This window comes from Microcoleus sp. K4-B3 (assembly GCF_036704615.1).
Taxonomy (GTDB): domain Bacteria; phylum Cyanobacteriota; class Cyanobacteriia; order Cyanobacteriales; family Microcoleaceae; genus Microcoleus.
In genome coordinates, this window is record NZ_JAUBSF010000020.1 from 26,638 (window position 1) to 41,178 (window position 14,541).

The following is a 14,541-nucleotide window of genomic DNA, read 5'->3' on the forward strand; positions in this document are numbered from 1 at the left end:
GATTGAACTAACAAAAGAAAGCCATAAGGCACTTATGCAGAAGGCAGAGAAAAAGTTTTGAGATTGCTTTGCCACTCTCCATGCGTAGGGCTGGAAGTGATACCATTTTCGATTGGGGATTGGAGATTGGGGATGGCCGATCACTATCATAGTGTGGATCTTGACTACAGTTGTTGCATTATTTTTTGAAACTGGTATAAATTTTAAGTTAAAAAGTTATACCAGTTTCAAAATTCAACAATCGCGAACTACCTTCGGGCTTCATACTTCAGCATCCAGATGACCGTCCACTTTTCCATTAAAGCCGTAGACTTGACGGCTACCAACAAACGGTACTAATTGAACTTCCCTTTCATCTCCCGGCTCAAACCTGACTGCTGTACCTGCTGGGATATCCAACCGCATTCCTTTTGCTTGTTCTCGATTAAATTCTAAGGCTTCGTTTGCCTCATAAAAGTGATAGTGGGAACCGACTTGAATGGGTCTATCGCCCGTATTTGCTACCAGCATCCGCACCGTTGGGCGATCGGCATTTAATTCTATTTGGCCTGCTGAAACAATCATTTCTCCCGGAATCATGTCTATCTCCTGCGAGTCTCTGCGGTTAAATATTTAACGAATCGGATCGTGCACTGTCACCAACTTAGTTCCGTCGGGAAAAGTCGCCTCAACCTGCACTTCATGCACCATTTCTGGTATCCCTTCCATCACATCTTCCCGCGTTAGGAGAGTTGTCCCGTAACTCATTAAATCTGCGACGGTGAGACCATCTCTTGCTCCTTCTAAAATCGCGGCGGAAATGTAGGCTAGTGCTTCTGGATAGTTTAATTTTAAACCTCTTTGTTTCCGGCGCTCTGCTACCAGGGCGGCGGTGAAAATCAGCAGCTTGTCTTTTTCTTGGGGGGTGAGTTGCATTTTTATTCTTGTAAGTGCGATCGCATTATTTGGTTATGATATCGTTTGCGGTTGTTTCTGAATGATTAAACCGCAAAGGGCGCAGAGGGCGCAGAGGAAGAGAAGAGAGAGATGAATAATCTAGTTAGGAGGGCAACTATACATTGAAACTCAAAGATCATCCTATTTTATCCAAACTCTGGGCAAACAGCAAGGGCGTTGTGAAAAAGACAAGCGCAGCAACTGCCAAATGCTGACAAACCAGTCTCTAGCTGCGGTTGTGGATGTACCGCGATATCGGCACAGTAAACCGTTAGGAATACGAGTCACGCCGACGGTGGAATTACCAGGATAAATTGTTGCTTCAGATGGCAAATCTCGCACTTTTTCCACGAACTCTGTGGTGACGGGTTCGCCTATCCAAGCCAAGGTGGCGACTACGGGTTTTCCTGCGAGACCGTGAGGACTTTCGAGCATTTTTTCTCCACCTTTGAGCAATTGTCTGTCAATCCATAAAGGGCTGTTTTGTTGCCAGACTTCGGTGTGCGATTGCCATTCTCCAGACAAGAACTTTTCGCCCCTAGCACTGCGTCCAAATCGGGTAATTTCCCACAGTAAAATCCTCGCTGTTGGTGCTAATTCTACCCGCAAATTTTGCCGATATATTGCGCCGTCAAAAACTATTGTTTCCTGTGGCAGCCATTCTAAATTTGCACCGATATCTAGCTGAATGTCAATGTTTTGTTGTGATTCTAGTCCGCTGCTGCGATAGATTTTACCAGCGGCGGCCGTGGTAATCAAGGCTTTGGCGTTGGGTTGAAGGTGAAAATGGCTGGAAAGTCGATCGCCCCCAACAACTCCGCCAGCCGTGTGCAAGATGACGCTGTGACAAATCTCTTTCCCTTCAGGATAAAACGGACGCTGCACCTTGAGGGGCGCTTGCATTTGATTGTGAATGATTTGAGTTGCGCCGCTGCGGTTGGCATAGGCTAAATCCAGGCGACCGTGCCATCCAGTTTGAATGTTATTTGTAGGTGTGTCAGTCGATTTTTGAATCACAAATTTTTAGGATTTAATAATAAAGATTATCAAAAATATAGTATTACTACCCGCTACCCAACATTCCGCCAGGGAATTAATTCCCAGGCGGCCTATGACAAAAGATAACAATAATACAAGATAGCAGATTATACTAATTAATATGCGTTTTAAATTATCCTCCCATGCCAGCCACCCCTGAAAGCCTCCAGAAATTCGTTACCTACTGCCAGCAACACATTACAGGCGATGAAAAAGGACAAGCACAGGTATTTTTAGACCGCTTCTTTCGGGCTTTCGGCCACGATGGGGCATTAGAAGCAGGCGCAACCTATGAGGAACGCATAGAGAAAAGTAGCAAAAAAGGTCAAATGGGATTTGCGGATTTGGTGTGGAAAAAGCACGTTTTGATTGAAATGAAAAAGCGCGGTGAAGATTTGACTAAAAGAGAACACCGCACCCAAACAGAACGCTATTATATTCGCCTCAAAAAAGACGATCGCCCGCGCTACGTGATGATGTGCAATTTTGACGAGTTTCACATTTACGATTTCGACCTTCAGCCGGATCAGCCTGTAGACATTATATCCCTAAAGCAATTGCCCGCGCGATCGCCCGCTTTTGCCTTCATGGAATCTACCAGCCGCCGCCCCATATTCAAAAACAACCAAGTCGAGATTACCGAAAAAGCTGCTAGCAGAATGGGGATGCTGCTGGAAATGCTAATCGAACGTGGCAAAGAGCGCAAATTTGCTAAATTTAATCAGTTTCAGGCACAGCGATTTGTGTTGCAATGCGTCTTAGCAATGTTTGCCGAAGATAGGGGACTTTTGCCGCCTGCACTCTTTACTCGCTGCGTCAAAGATTGTCTGGAAGGAGCAAGTTCTTATGATGTCTTGGGCGGCTTATTTCAAGCAATGAATCAGCAGGGAGTCACGCCCGCAGGACGTTATGAAGGAGTCGAGTATTTCAACGGCGGATTATTTTCGGAAATACACCCCATTGAACTGCAACAGGGAGAGTTGAAAATATTAGAAGTTTGTGCCGAACAAAACTGGAGTCAGGTACGCCCTTCTATTTTTGGCAATATCTTTGAATCGGCTTTGAAAACAGATAAAAAACAGCGCCGCGCTTACGGGATTCACTTTACTACTGAGGGAGACATTCGCCGCATTGTTCTGCCCACAATTAGCTATTACTGGGAAGAGCGAATTAACGCTGCAAATACCGTAGCTAAACTGCAAAATCTGCACCAAGAATTAGGTCGCTATCGCGTCCTAGATCCGGCTTGTGGTTCGGGTAATTTTCTGTATGTAGCTTATCAGGAACTCAAGCAAGTTGAAAAGTTACTTTTAGATAAGCTAAACGAGTTCGACGGTACAAGAGGTTATATGAATTTAGTCACGCCGCAGCAATTTTACGGCATGGATATTAACTCGTTTGCGGTGGAGTTGGCGCGGGTGACGCTGATGATTGGCCGCAAGGTGGCGATCGACAATTTGGGATTGAAAGAACCTTCTCTGCCTTTAGATACTTTGGATAAAAATATTGTCTGTGCTGATGCTTTATTTACTGATTGGGTAAAGGCTGACGCGATTATCGGGAATCCTCCGTTTTTAGGCGGAAAGCACATGAGGGTTGCCCTGGGAGATGAATATATTGACCGCGTGTTTAAACGCTTTCCCGATGTGAAAGATTCGGTGGATTTTTGTTCCTATTGGTTTCGCATTGCTCACAATAATTTAGAACTAAATGGCAGGGCTGGTTTAGTTGCTACTAATTCAATTAGTCAAGGTAAAAGTCGTGCTGCTGCTTTAGATTATGTCGCGCAAAATGGCGGTCACATTTATGCAGCCGTTTCTACTCAGCCTTGGTCGGGGGAAGCTAAGGTTCATGTTAGTTTGATTAACTGGAGCAAGGAAAAGCCGAAAGTTTACTATTTAGATAATCTCGTGGTTTCAAGTATTAACTCTTCGCTGCAAGCTACGATTGATGTTTCTCAAGCTGCCCAGTTGTCAGCGAACTCAAACAAATGCTTTCAAGGTGTAATTCCAGTCGGAATGGGATTTATTGTTAGTCAACAGCAGGTTAATGATTGGATTAAAGAAAATGCTCAAAATCAAGAGGTTATTAAACTTTTTTCAATGGGTGCAAATCTAGCAAAGAATCCTAACGGTATGCCGGAACGTTGGATTATTGACTTCAATGATATGAGCATTGAAGAAGCGAGTGAATATGTGCTGCCTTTTGAGTATGTGAAAGCTCATGTCAAGCGAGAACGGGATAAAAACCGCAGAGAAGTAACTAAAATTAATTGGTGGAAATATGGCGAAAAACGACCAGCAATGAGAAAGGCGATCGCCCCTTTATCTCACTACTTCACTGTACCGAGAGTCTCAAAGTGGGCTGTCTTCATTCCCGCTCCCGTTAGTTGGCTGCCAGGGGACAAATCAGTAGTTGTTGCCTCAGAAGACTTTTATATTCTCGGCATTCTCTCATCTAACATTCACCGAATTTGGATGCACGCTCAAAAATCAACTCTTAAAGGAGATATCGCATACACCCACAATACCTGCTTTGAAACTTTCCCCTTTCCCCAGACACCGACTTGTCAATCAGTAGAGGAAATTCGGGCAACGGCGGTCGAATTGCATCAATACCGCACTCAACAAATGTCCGCAAAGCAGTGGGGAATTACTCAACTTTACAATAAATTTTTTGAAGAACCAACAAGTCAACTTTCTAAACTTCATACTAAGCTCGATCGCGAAGTAATGCAAGCTTACGGATTTACTGACAGCGACGATATTTTAGCAAAAGTGCTGGAATTAAACCTAGAACTGGCAGAAAAAGAAAAACGGGGAGAACCCGTAGTTGGGCCTTGTGTCCCAACTGACTAAAAATACTAATCGTTGTTACCATAAATGTTGTAAATCTGCGTATAATCACATAAATTGTTGATATAGATCACAAACACTCTAGTATAAAAACAGAGATACTAGGGGAAGAGTTAAGTTTTGAGTTAAAGATTTCCAAATTCCAAATTAAACACTCAAAACTGCTTTCCGCCTTCAGCATAAGTGCATTCTGCTTTTCTTCGCTCCATTACTCCTAATTTGTTTGGGAGGAACTTCCCATGTTATTATTTACCCACAGTCAGTCCCAAAATAGCAAGGTAGAGCAAGAACACTATGCTCAAAAACATTTGTTACAAACTTCAACTATTAATCTAACTGGGCTAAAGGCAGAATGCAACCATTTGCGGATCGGCCAAAAAATTAGCTATGGCTATGCTTTAGCTATCGGCATAGCGATTTTGGGAACTGGTGCGGGACTGAGATTGGGAGACTACTTTCGCAAGCAAGCTTTAGTTCAGGTGAATGTTGCCCAACAGCAGCAGCAACTGCTGCAAAATTTGCAAAATACTGTATTTGAAGCCCGATCGCACGCGGCGAGATTGCCAGTCGTTTTGGGAAATACGGTGGGGCTGCAATACGAACAGGATCGGTTTTTCGGGCAAATCCATCAGGCGAAAATCCTGATTTCAGAAATAGAATCTTTCGCACGAGAAAATCCCGATAGACTAGCAACAGAAGAGGCAGCATTGCAGGCTATATTGAAGAAATCTGCCCTCGTCATTGATTACTACGGTCAGCTAATTAAATTGCAGTTAAAAGATGCGGAAGTTGGGAATTTGTCGCCCAACAGCATCGAGTCCGCACAGCTACAAATGTTGAGGACTAGCAGCGGCCAAGAGGCGATCGTACTAGATCACCTTGCTCAACGTTTAACCGAGCTAATTTCTACAGTACAAATTCACAAGCAGCAAGGAATCAAAGCATTAGAAGAAGCTGAAGTTTTGCGCAACCGAATTATTCTCGGGAGTATGCTAATTTCAGCGCTCATCGCCGTCGCGCTGGCTGACAAAACCAGCCGCGCGATCGCCCAACCCCTCGAAACCCTTACTAATGTCGCTCAGCAAGTCGCTCGCGAATCGAATTTTAACCTGCAAGTGCCAGTCACAACCGACGACGAAATCGGAGTTTTAGCGGTCTCTTTCAATCAATTGATTCAGCGAGTTAGCGCGTATACAAAAGAACTCAAAGAAACTCAATCCCAATTAATTCAAACCGAAAAAATGTCCTCTCTGGGTCAAATGGTTGCAGGGATAGCCCACGAAATCAACAATCCCGTCAACTTCATCGGTGGCAACATTGACTATGCCAACCAATACATCGAAGATTTGACAGGTTTGGTAACTCTCTATCAACAATCCTATCCAAACCCACCAGATGCCATTCTAGAACGCATCGAAGACATTGAACTCGAATTTCTCAGAGAAGATTTACCAAAAACCCTCTCTTCAATCAAAATGGGAGCCGATCGCATTCGGGAAATTGTCGTATCCATGCGCAATTTTTCGCGATCGGACGACGGAAAAATGAAATCAGCCGACATTCACGAAGGAATTGATAGCACCCTCGTAATTCTCAATCATCGTCTCAAACAAGGTATTCAAGTTATTAAACAATACGGCAAGTTGCCTGCGATTGAGTGCTATCCAGCCCAACTCAATCAAGTATTTATGAACGTGATCGGCAATGCAATAGATGCGTTGGAGGAGGTGAAAAAGGGAGACAAAGGGTATTCGCCAACCATTTGGATTAGCACGGAAGTTACGGCCGACAATACTGTCACCGTCAAGATTCGGGATAACGGGCCCGGAATTGCGTCCGCCAGTGCCCAACAGATATTTGACCCATTTTTTACTACCAAGTCGATCGGCAAAGGTACTGGATTAGGATTGGCTATTTCCTATCAAATCCTTGCCAAGCATCAAGGCAAAATTGAGGTAAATTCTCAAATAGGACAGGGCACGGAATTTGTGATTACTTTGCCAGTTGCTGCGTAATATCACGCGGGGCGATCGGGATGAACATAAAAAATCGGTTCCCACCGTCGCCCAATTTCCCACACCAGCCGACTTGCTCAACCAGTTGAAGACCCGACGTAAAAAGTCGGGGGCGAACTTGGCAGATATAGAGGCGCTTTTAGACATAGTAGAAAACCATTAGCGCGAAAATTGAGCGGAAAACAGAATTCTTGGTGACAATAAATCTGAAACCGTTGAATCATATCGTTTTCGGTTGCATCAGAATGATACCGAGGACACGGCTTGGCCTAAGTCCCTACCCAAATTAATTGTAGGGACTTAGGCCAAGCCGTGTCCTCTATATCATGTCGCTCGTGCAACCGGAAACGATATCAACATTCAACAGTCAACAATCATTCCGGTGCAACCAGAATTGATATCACAAAGGATTGAAATGGATGGGGGCGGAGGGACTTGAACCCACACGACCGTTTCGGGTCAACGGATTTTAAGTCCGTAGCGTCTACCATTCCGCCACGCCCCCCTTTGGTCAAGCTGCTGTGGTTTTGAGCCATTAACAACAACAGCCTTTTATTCTACAGCCAAAACCCCAATTTACGCAACCCCTAATCAAAAAATTCCCAAAAGTCGCGCTGCATCTCCCCAAGCGGTACAATAGTTAACCAGCTAACGGAGCGTGTCAACCGACTTACCCGTGTTATTGTTCCCCTAAAGCAAATCTATGTATATTACCTTACTGCTTTACGCCGTCTTGGCAGGAACCTACCTCCTGGTAGTACCCGCGGCCACCTACGCTTACCTGAACAGCCGCTGGTACGTGGCCACCTCTTTTGAGCGCGGCTTCATGTACTTCTTGATGTTCTTTTTCTTCCCAGGTATGTTTCTCCTAGCTCCCTTTTTGAATTTTCGGCCCAAACGGCGGCAGATAGAAGCCTAAATGCGACGTATTGACGTAATTGGAATCAGTCTCGGCTTTTTTATAGCAGGTGGGTTTGTCTACTTGCTACTGCAATTTGCCGGACTCGACAGTATGAATGCAGGAATTTGGAGTCAGTTGTTTTTGGTCGCCGGCTTGATTGGCTGGCTGGTGACTTATTTATTTCGAGCACTTACTCAAAGTATGACCTACAGTCAGCAACTGCAAGAGTACAAAGAAGCTGTTTTGCAGAAGCGACTCGATGAGCTCACTCCTGAAGAATTAGCCAAACTTCAAGCCGAAATTGAGCAAGAAAAAGATAATTAGTCAATAGTCCTTAGCCCTCAGCCATTAGTTATTAAGTAGCTGGGTACAAATAAACATTAGATGGGGATGGGGGGTTTTGCACTTGATAACTCGTTTTTATCATAGCTCCTGGCTCAACCCCACCCTACAAGATACGATTGTTTTTTGCAATGACCTACTCAGTCATTAGTAATAAACTCTCTCACTAATGACTGGGGACTGATTTGATGGCTGATATCGCGTCCGGTAAAATAACCGTTATCACGTTTGTAGTGAGGAGTGAAGTCCTCGGACTTTTATGAGGGCTTCAGCCCTCACTCCTCACTACAAACGAATTTGATTGCGGTCGATCGAGCGGACATCATATGATGACTGATGACCAATGACTGATAACTAATAACTAATGACTATTTCTAATTGTTTTGAAACGTTGCGCAAGAACCATCAATGTGCATTGATTCCTTTTATTACTGCTGGCGACCCAGACTTGGAGACAACGGCTAAAGCACTGCAAATTTTGGATGATAACGGTGCAGATGCGATCGAGCTTGGCGTTCCCTATTCTGACCCGCTAGCTGACGGGCCAGTGATTCAAGCCGCCGCTACTAGGGCCCTGCAGCGGGGAACGCGGTTAGATGCGGTGCTGGAAATGGTAGCGAAAGTTAGTCCGAATTTGCGATCGCCCATCATTCTCTTCACATACTACAACCCGATTTTGTACCGAGGTATAGAAACCTTTTTGCAGCAAATCAAAAGTGCCGGAGTTCAGGGGTTGGTTGTCCCAGACTTGCCCTTAGAAGAAGCCGACAGTCTCATCCAACCTGCCAACAAATTAGGGATTGAACTAACATTATTAGTTGCTCCGACAAGTCCCAAAAGTCGCATAGAAGCGATCGCTCGGGAGTCTCAAGGATTTATTTACTTGGTCAGCGTCACGGGGGTTACGGGAGTGCGCGAAGGCTTAGAAACACGAGCAAAAGAATTGCTGCAAGAACTCCGCAGCATCACCGACAAACCCATCGGCGTCGGGTTTGGTATATCGAAGCCCGAACACGCTCGCCAAGTCAAAGAATGGGGTGCAGACGCTGCGATTGTTGGCAGTGCTTTTGTGAAACGCTTGGCTGAAGGGACTCCAGAACAGGGTTTAGAGGCGATAGGCGAATTCTGCAAGAGTTTAAAAACAGCGATTCAAAATGTTTAGCAACTGTGCACATACTTTCAGCCATTAGACAGATGTGTGCGATCGGGATGTGCGGCGACAATTGCGATTAAAGACCTTGTTGTACTTGAGATCATACATCCACTGCCTTCTGGTTCCTGACCGGAAGGTTTTTTTTGAGCTTAAAACGCCAAACATCTCAACCTAGTGCGCGCACAGACAACCAAACGCGCAGCCAAGTAGGGAAATGGCATTGCCTTTCATCCTGTCAACTTAAGGCAAAATGTAGTGCCAGAATGCTGTTTGACGATTAGGCATAGATCGCCCGGGCGCCCCATTCTTAAGGGTACAACAGTCCACTCTCTCACAGTCGCCTTTCTTAAGGGGGATGCGAGGCGGAGCTGGCCAGGCGTTAAAGCGAGATTTATCAAAGTTTTCAGGCGATTGTTGATACAAATGGACACAGGGCCTTCTCCGGCGCGGGGAACTGCGACTTTTAATAATTGGTATAAGATTGACAATGGTCGATTGCTTCCTTGTTCCTTCTTGTTCCTTGTTCCTTCTGCTATAACTTGAGGAATGTAACTTGGGATAGATGAAAAGCTCCGGTTTCTATTCCTATACTTAAAAAAGTGTTTAAGTGGCTAATTTTGTAATGCTAGCCATATACAAAGCCACCAGGCATTTGAGCATATCACAATAGAAAGGAGCATTTTTATGAAGAGACTAACTGCATTTCTGAAAAAAATTCGAGCTGTACAAATTTTAACAGTGTTTCTGGCTGGCATTTTAGTATTAGTGAGCACGGCTTGCACTCGCTCTGATGTGATCGCAGGAAAAACTGATGTGATGACAGGAAAAGGAAAAACTGCCGACCAAATTAGAGAAGAAGTGCCTTCAGGGGCTGTAACTTCCGAATACAAAGGCGGCATGAACGAATACCCCGATGTCGATCCCAGAAACAAAAAGATGACAACAACAGAAGCAAAAGCTCAGCTTCTCAAAGAGCAAGCGCAGCACCGCATCGATACCAAATCTAGCAATAATGTAGGCGAAAACGTGCGACGGGTAGGGGATGACGCATCTGACAAACTCAACCAAGTTGGTGAAAAGGTGAAGGACGATGCTCGCACGGCTCAGCAGAAAGCTGATGACTTTGGCGACAAAACCAAACAAGGCTTTGCTAATCTTAAAGAAAACACTCGCGAAGGCTTGAAGGGAGCAAAAGATATTGTTAAAGAAGCTACCCAGGGAGCAAAAGAAAGAGCAGCAGAGGGTACGGAGTCTCTGAGATATAATACCAGCGGCGGCCAAGAAAATATCAATGATGCAGCACGAGATGCAAGATAGAACGCTGAAGATGCCTCGAACAATATTTCCTAGAAAGTGCATCGAGATATTGACAGAACTCAACGAGTGGCAGACGCGATCGACTAATCTCAAATAACGCTGTTTCCTTCTCTGGAAGCTAGATTCCGACAGGGGTTTTAATCCCTGTCGGAATCTAGCTATAGTCCTCTGAAGACGACTGCATATTACTGCATATTACTATTTGATTTCGGTTTTAACCCCTGCGATGGCTATTAGCCCAGAAGTAGAGTGCAGGGCGGGTTTCAGCAGAATAAAACGGCCCTGTCTTTTTCTAGGCGGGACTGAAGTGCTACTCATTTCACGACGATTCTATTATTATTTGTATAGATTTTATTTTGAAGTTTTAAGCTAAAAATTTTTCCCTATAGTAGCGGAAATTTGGGTCGATCGAGCTATATAAAATTAAATTAATTACACATTGTATTTTTCTAGACACGATACTGCCGTGTTTATACGGTCTTTCGCGTTTATTTAACCGCATTTGAGATTAGTCGCAGAAACTTATACGTAACTAAAAGGCTCCAACCCCGCTCGCCAAGGTATAAAATATTGTTCATTAACAGATAATTATAATTTTTGATCGTCAGATCTAAAATTATGGTGCTTATGCCCTAAGATAGATACATTAAGTTTTGTCAAGCTAATGTCGGAGTTGAGGTCAGCCGATATGGACGCAACAGTAGATGTAGTAGATTTGACTGCACTAATGCCTGGATCTGATGCGATCGCGCAATCGTACACCGATTCTGGAAGGGCTGTCGATCGGGGCGCGCGCCATCTTGACCGGCAACCCGGTTGTAGCAAACTCTTGCAGTTTCGCAACCGGCGCGCGACGGTCAAAAATCTCGATATTCCCGGCACAATTGCTGCGCGCATTATAAAACCCTACGCCCGCAGTTACGTCTTTGTCGCGGAAATTTTTCGCGGCGCGGTACTCCGATAATACGATAGAGTAAAGCAGCCCTCGTTAATTGCATCGCTCGAATAGTCCTCCAGCGAACAGACATTCTCGACGAACTAGAACGAAGCCCACTTATTTACAAATATATGAAACCTCTTAATATTTGAATTAATCTTGACTGTTACCGACCAGACTTAGGGGGAGAAAATTGAGCAAAAAGAGGCGACGGATTCGGGATATATTCGAGCCGTAATCCGAAGCCAATCGACATGGGAAATGGAGGCAAACCTTATCTGAGGAATTGTGTTTCGATGCTAGTAACGATGATGCACGACTTTTACGATTCGCTGGCACATTTGGCAACTTATGCAGGTGCTGCACCGACGGAGCGCCAACAAATCCTTAAGCGGGTTGCGGCTAGTCAGAAAAAACTCAAAGAATTCGCGCACCATACCCCGCTCAATTACCAACACAAGTTCGATCTGGTTGAGGCAGAATGGCTCCGCGTTTTGGGGCAGACAGCAGAAGCAATGGAACTGTACGATCGAGCTATTACCGGAGCTAAAGCTAACGAATATTTGAATGAAGAAGCTCTTGCCTGCGAACTCGCTGCTAAGTTTTACCTGTCATTGGGAAGAGAAAAAATTGCGCGAGTCTACATGATAGATGCCTATGATTGCTATGTCCGCTGGGGAGATCGAGCCAAAATAGATGACTTAGAAAAATGCTATCCTCAATTGTTGGAACCGATTTTGGAGCCACCAAAACTCGCTGCAAATCCATTAACAACTTGCGCAATCCCTGTCAAGCAAAATCAATCGCTCCATCCATCTATTCATCCCTCTGTGTCGGCGAGCGTCTCAGATTTCGGAAATTTTTCAACTCTGCTAAAGGCTTGTCAAGCGCTCTCTAGTGAAAGAGAGCTCGATCGGCTGATTGCCAAACTGATGCAACTGGCGATGACAAATACAGGAGCTGACAAAGCAGCGCTGATTTTGCCAAACGGCAATCAATGGGAAATCGCTGCTACAAGCGCGATCGACAATTCTGGAGTCGAGCGGGCGATCGAGTTATCATCTGCAAAACTCGATGAAAACAGCGATATTTTGCCCCTCAAAATTGTTGACTGCGTTAAAAAATTGTTGAAACCTGTAATTGTTCGGGACATCGCTCAAAAATGTGATTGGGATTCCGACTCCTACATCCTCCAATACGAACCGCAGAGCGTGTTATGTTGGCCGATTCTCGATCGAGGCAACTTAGTCGGCATTTTGTATCTGGAAAATCGTTTAACCGCAAGAGTTTTTACCCGCGATCGCCTGCAAATTATCAATCTCCTGTGTTCCCAGGCAGCCATCTGTTTGCAAAATGCTCTGCTGTATAAAAAATATCAGGATTACAACCAACAATTAGAGCGATCGCTAGCAAAAACCAGCCGGACCGAAGCTCAGCTTGCAGATCAGAAACAAATGCTCCAAGCGATTATTGATGTCGCTCCGATTTGGATTTGGATGGTTAATCCCAGTGGTAAAGTACAGTTTTTGAACAAAACCTTTTCTCAAGATGTGGGCGTGCCTGTGAGCGCTTTCCTAGCTGTCGATCATTACAAAGATATAATGGGAGAGGATGCAGCGGGCTGTATGCTTTCAGATGCCGCCTGCCTTGCCCAAGATTTGCCGCATTACTCCAGCGAAATTCTCAGATTAGTTGACGGCCAACTACACTATTTAGAAATCACGAAAGTGCAGCTCAAAAATTGCCAGGGTGAGACGATCGGGATTATTGGTTTGGGTGTTGATGCCACCGATCGCAAGCGAGCCGCGGAACTTTTGCAAGAGCAAAACCAACAGCTTGAACAAACTTTAAAAGATTTACAGCAAGCGCAACTTCAACTCGTGCAAAACGAAAAAATGTCTGCTTTGGGCAATTTAGTCGCCGGAGTCGCCCACGAAATTAACAATCCGATTGGGTTTATTTCTGGCAATTTAAATGAAGCTAAAAGGAGTTTAGAAGATGTGATAGAACACTTAAAATTGTATCGCTCCGCTGCACCGAAGTCGGAAATGGCAGACCACGCCGAAGAGATAGACCTCGATTATCTCTTGGAAGATTTACCAAAGATGATTGATTCAATGCAAGTCGGGTGCGATCGCATTTGCAGCATCAGCACCAGTTTGCGTACCTTCTCCCGAGGCGACAAAGACTACAAAGTTCCTTTTAATATTCACGACGGCATTGATAGCGCTATTTTAATTTTGAAACACCGCCTCAAAGCAAACGAAAACCGCCCGCAGATCGAAGTGAGGACTAAATACGGTAATCTCCCTAAAATCGAATGTTTTCCCGGTCAATTAAATCAAGTTTTCATGAACCTGCTTGCCAATGCGATCGACGCCTTAGAAGAGTCAAATGTAGGACGCAGTTTTAGTGAAATTGCCGCCAATCCCAACCGCATCACCATTTGCACTGATGTACTGGGCGAAGGGCACATTAAAATTAAAATTGCTGATAACGGCATCGGGATGAAAGAGGAAGTGAAACAGCAGATATTCGACCATTTGTTCACGACGAAAGGTGTCGGCAAAGGAACTGGATTGGGGTTGGCAATTGTCCACCAGATTGCGGTCGAAAAACATGGCGGAAGCATTGAGGTGAATGCGGAGCTAGGAATTGGCACTGAGTTTGCGATCGTTTTGCCTGTGAAAGGATAAACTTTAATTAAAATTAAATCAGGACTTAGGCACAGACACTATCTGTAGGGTGCGAAGTGCGCACCTTACCTCCACAAATAATGTAAAAATTGCTCTCTTGCGCAAGTCCTATAAATGTTTCTTTGTGGGCGAGTGCGGGTATTAGTCCTGCACGCATACTGACTGATGAAAATGGGTTTCTTCCTATATTTCTCGTTACTAGACGCAAAAATTCGTAGAAACCGGGAATAAGCGCCCATACGGGAACCCTGAAAGTGTCCGAAGTGTTGTTATAGTTAAACTTAAAGGTTTTTTGGGCGATCGCGCGATACTAAGTAGGTTATTACTCACATCTTGCACCATTCTCAATAG

At 44.7% G+C, this 14,541-nt stretch carries 12 protein-coding genes, 1 tRNA gene and 1 pseudogene; 10 read left to right on the forward strand and 4 right to left on the reverse strand.

Annotated features, from left to right (window positions below; all coding sequences use genetic code 11):
* Nucleotides 1-261: 261 nt before the first annotated feature.
* The 3 genes from QUA78_RS11805 to QUA78_RS11815 all read right to left on the reverse strand — a co-directional run bounded on the left by QUA78_RS11805 (nucleotide 262) and on the right by QUA78_RS11815 (nucleotide 1,953).
* On the reverse strand, nucleotides 262-579 hold the full coding sequence (locus tag QUA78_RS11805) for an urease subunit beta (protein WP_333303103.1): 318 nt from the start codon (nucleotides 577-579) through the stop codon (nucleotides 262-264).
* 33 nt (nucleotides 580-612) lie between these two features.
* Nucleotides 613-915 (reverse strand): urease subunit gamma, encoded by a 303-nt coding sequence (gene ureA, locus QUA78_RS11810; RefSeq protein ID WP_015179363.1) that lies wholly within the window; start codon nucleotides 913-915, stop codon nucleotides 613-615.
* Nucleotides 916-1,077: 162 nt separating this feature from the next.
* Nucleotides 1,078-1,953 (reverse strand): urease accessory protein UreD, encoded by an 876-nt coding sequence (locus QUA78_RS11815; protein ID WP_333303104.1) that lies wholly within the window; start codon nucleotides 1,951-1,953, stop codon nucleotides 1,078-1,080.
* Nucleotides 1,954-2,117: 164 nt separating this feature from the next.
* On the opposite strand from QUA78_RS11815, the gene QUA78_RS11820 reads away from it, so the two are divergent.
* The 3 genes from QUA78_RS11820 to QUA78_RS11830 all read left to right on the forward strand — a co-directional run bounded on the left by QUA78_RS11820 (nucleotide 2,118) and on the right by QUA78_RS11830 (nucleotide 7,007).
* Nucleotides 2,118-4,832, forward strand: coding sequence for a DNA methyltransferase (locus tag QUA78_RS11820; RefSeq protein ID WP_333398808.1), 2,715 nt, complete (start codon nucleotides 2,118-2,120; stop codon nucleotides 4,830-4,832).
* A gap of 236 nt (nucleotides 4,833-5,068) precedes the next feature.
* Nucleotides 5,069-6,844: an ATP-binding protein gene (locus tag QUA78_RS11825; RefSeq protein ID WP_333300936.1), complete on the forward strand. Its 1,776-nt coding sequence runs from the start codon at nucleotides 5,069-5,071 to the stop codon at nucleotides 6,842-6,844.
* A complete protein-coding gene (locus QUA78_RS11830; RefSeq protein ID WP_333300935.1) occupies nucleotides 6,834-7,007 on the forward strand; it encodes a hypothetical protein in 174 nt (57 codons plus the stop codon). The genes QUA78_RS11825 and QUA78_RS11830 overlap by 11 nt, the downstream gene beginning before the upstream one ends.
* Before the next feature lie 257 nt (nucleotides 7,008-7,264).
* Here the strand turns inward: QUA78_RS11830 and QUA78_RS11835 are convergent.
* Nucleotides 7,265-7,349 (reverse strand) — tRNA-Leu (locus QUA78_RS11835).
* 198 nt (nucleotides 7,350-7,547) lie between these two features.
* Between QUA78_RS11835 and ndhL the strand changes: the two genes are divergently transcribed.
* From ndhL to QUA78_RS32850, 7 genes and pseudogenes are all read left to right on the forward strand, one after another.
* A complete protein-coding gene (ndhL, locus tag QUA78_RS11840; protein ID WP_015179358.1) occupies nucleotides 7,548-7,763 on the forward strand; it encodes an NAD(P)H-quinone oxidoreductase subunit L in 216 nt (71 codons plus the stop codon).
* Nucleotides 7,764-8,069: a DUF3007 family protein gene (locus QUA78_RS11845; RefSeq protein WP_333300933.1), complete on the forward strand. Its 306-nt coding sequence runs from the start codon at nucleotides 7,764-7,766 to the stop codon at nucleotides 8,067-8,069.
* A 382-nt stretch (nucleotides 8,070-8,451) separates the two neighbouring features.
* Nucleotides 8,452-9,249 (forward strand): tryptophan synthase subunit alpha, encoded by a 798-nt coding sequence (gene trpA / locus QUA78_RS11850; protein ID WP_333300931.1) that lies wholly within the window; start codon nucleotides 8,452-8,454, stop codon nucleotides 9,247-9,249.
* 675 nt (nucleotides 9,250-9,924) lie between these two features.
* Nucleotides 9,925-10,557: a DUF6658 family protein gene (locus QUA78_RS11855; protein ID WP_333300929.1), complete on the forward strand. Its 633-nt coding sequence runs from the start codon at nucleotides 9,925-9,927 to the stop codon at nucleotides 10,555-10,557.
* A 688-nt stretch (nucleotides 10,558-11,245) separates the two neighbouring features.
* Nucleotides 11,246-11,521, forward strand: a complete 276-nt coding sequence (locus tag QUA78_RS11860; RefSeq protein WP_333300928.1) for a hypothetical protein — start codon at nucleotides 11,246-11,248, stop codon at nucleotides 11,519-11,521.
* A gap of 917 nt (nucleotides 11,522-12,438) precedes the next feature.
* Nucleotides 12,439-12,786: pseudogene (locus QUA78_RS32845) on the forward strand (GAF domain-containing protein); the annotation flags it as partial.
* Between the two features lie 162 nt (nucleotides 12,787-12,948).
* Nucleotides 12,949-14,190, forward strand: a complete 1,242-nt coding sequence (locus QUA78_RS32850) for an ATP-binding protein (protein ID WP_445302446.1) — start codon at nucleotides 12,949-12,951, stop codon at nucleotides 14,188-14,190.
* The last annotated feature ends 351 nt before the right edge of the window (nucleotides 14,191-14,541 follow it).

Coding starts and splice junctions, on each gene's coding strand:
- QUA78_RS11805 (WP_333303103.1), bottom strand. CDS start 579: ATGATTCCGGGAGAAATGATTGTTTCAGCAGGCCAAATAGAATTAAAT.
- ureA (WP_015179363.1), bottom strand. CDS start 915: ATGCAACTCACCCCCCAAGAAAAAGACAAGCTGCTGATTTTCACCGCC.
- QUA78_RS11820 (WP_333398808.1), top strand. CDS start 2,118: ATGCCAGCCACCCCTGAAAGCCTCCAGAAATTCGTTACCTACTGCCAG.
- QUA78_RS11825 (WP_333300936.1), top strand. CDS start 5,069: ATGTTATTATTTACCCACAGTCAGTCCCAAAATAGCAAGGTAGAGCAA.
- ndhL (WP_015179358.1), top strand. CDS start 7,548: ATGTATATTACCTTACTGCTTTACGCCGTCTTGGCAGGAACCTACCTC.
- QUA78_RS11845 (WP_333300933.1), top strand. CDS start 7,764: ATGCGACGTATTGACGTAATTGGAATCAGTCTCGGCTTTTTTATAGCA.
- trpA (WP_333300931.1), top strand. CDS start 8,452: ATGACTATTTCTAATTGTTTTGAAACGTTGCGCAAGAACCATCAATGT.
- QUA78_RS11855 (WP_333300929.1), top strand. CDS start 9,925: ATGAAGAGACTAACTGCATTTCTGAAAAAAATTCGAGCTGTACAAATT.
- QUA78_RS11860 (WP_333300928.1), top strand. CDS start 11,246: ATGGACGCAACAGTAGATGTAGTAGATTTGACTGCACTAATGCCTGGA.
- QUA78_RS32850 (WP_445302446.1), top strand. CDS start 12,949: ATGCTCCAAGCGATTATTGATGTCGCTCCGATTTGGATTTGGATGGTT.